The organism is Desemzia sp. FAM 23988 (genome assembly GCF_045528365.1).
Classification (GTDB): Bacteria; Bacillota; Bacilli; order Lactobacillales; family Carnobacteriaceae; genus Desemzia.
Genome location: NZ_JBGQQS010000051.1, coordinates 1 through 1612, shown reverse-complemented (window position 1 = coordinate 1612; position 1612 = coordinate 1). Strand labels below are relative to the sequence as shown.

Annotated in this window: 1 protein-coding gene; it reads left to right on the top strand. The window is 36.8% G+C overall.

From position 1 onward, the window contains the following. Nucleotides 1–137 precede the first annotated feature (137 nt). Complete coding sequence (locus ACEN4L_RS13355) at nt 138–1556, top strand: ISLre2 family transposase (protein WP_407123677.1); 1419 nt, start codon at nt 138–140, stop codon at nt 1554–1556. Nucleotides 1557–1612: the final 56 nt, after the last annotated feature.

Below are 1612 nucleotides of genomic sequence, written 5' to 3'. Positions count from 1 at the left end.
ACTTAGTGTAAAATATTCGGTGGTAGAAATAAAAGACGAATGACGATCGTTTTTTAAGTTGACAAAAAAAGAGGAAGACCGTTACCATACAATTATAGGTTTGAGCGCCTAAATATAATCGTAAAGGTTGGTCTTCCTTGGAAACTATTTTAACAGAAATGATTGAATTAATAAAGAACTCTACAGATGGAATTACTGCAGAAAGAAGACTTGTCGCCTATTTTTCAGAGTGGATCAGTGAAATAACCGGAGAAGCTTTAGAATGTATGGATGATGCTTTAGCTGAAGAATATAAGAAAATGGGCTATAAAATAGAAAAACGAGATACTCGTACCATTCAATTTCTCTTTGGCAAAGTAAACTTTAAACGAAGAAGAATGAAAAAGGCAGAAGAAAAAGCCCTTTATCCGTTGGATAAAGAAATGGGTTTTCTCAAAGGAGAGGCTTTCTCTCCCCTTCTTTTACGAAATATTGCAGAAGTAGCTTCAGGAACGGTATTAAGAAAAACAGAACAAGCTGTATCGTTGTTAACTCCCTTTTCTATTAGCCATACAAAAGTAAAATCTGTACTGGATAAAGTAGGTAGTTTACAAAAGAACTATACAGAAAATCGTCTTTTGGATATCAATCAAGTAGAAAAACCAAAACATAAAAAGAAAGTTCCCTTTCTGTTCATAGAAGGCGATGGTTTAATGTATAAGGCGACTAAAAAGAAACGAGGAGAAATTCATCGTATTCAAATTGCCGAAGGAGTAGAGAAAAATGGGAAACGAACTCGTTTAATCGGGGCTCACTATTTTTCTTCCACTGAAAGCGCAGCGGATGCTTGGACTCTGGTACAAAATTATCTTTTTCTACACTATGACTTGTCTAACACAGTGGTGATTTCAAACAGTGACGGCGGATCAGGATATGAATTTAGTCAATTTAATGAAATAGTCACGGGTTGTTTATGTCATGAACACGTAAGAGATGCCTATCATGTGAACCAAAAGATCAAGCAACGCCTGAACTTCGTTCCTGAGCTGCAAGCAGAATTAAAGAAAGCTATCCGCCATCATGACTGGTCTGAAATTGAGCTTGTTTTAACCACAGCAGAAAGCACGATTTTAATAGATGAAGAAGAAGTGGAAACCCATCAAAAAGAGCAAATCCGGTTATTAAAGGGCTATTTAAATCGGAATTGGGATTATTTAATGCCTCTTTATAAAAGAGGGCTTGGAGAGAATCTTAGAGGCATTGGAACATGCGAGAGTAACCATAGACCTTATAGTTACCGAGTAAAAGGACACGGGAAATACTGGTCTAAGGATGGTGTAAGAAACGTAGTTTATGTGATAGAAGGACTGAAGAACGAAACATTGGAGCATGCCATTTTAGAAGAAATGCCTGAATACAATAAGCAGCAAAGCGTTCAGTATAAAGAAGCCCTTAAAGCTGCGCATAAACAGGTTGCTCATCAATCACATGAAGGAGTACGCCACGGTTCTATTTTTCATATCAGTTCCTCTAGCAGCAGTATTGGTCGGTTAAATAAAGTGTTGAGTACAGTTTAAAGTACAACCCTCATAAAAAATGAACTACGTGAGTTGAATGAAAGAATTGAGCACTG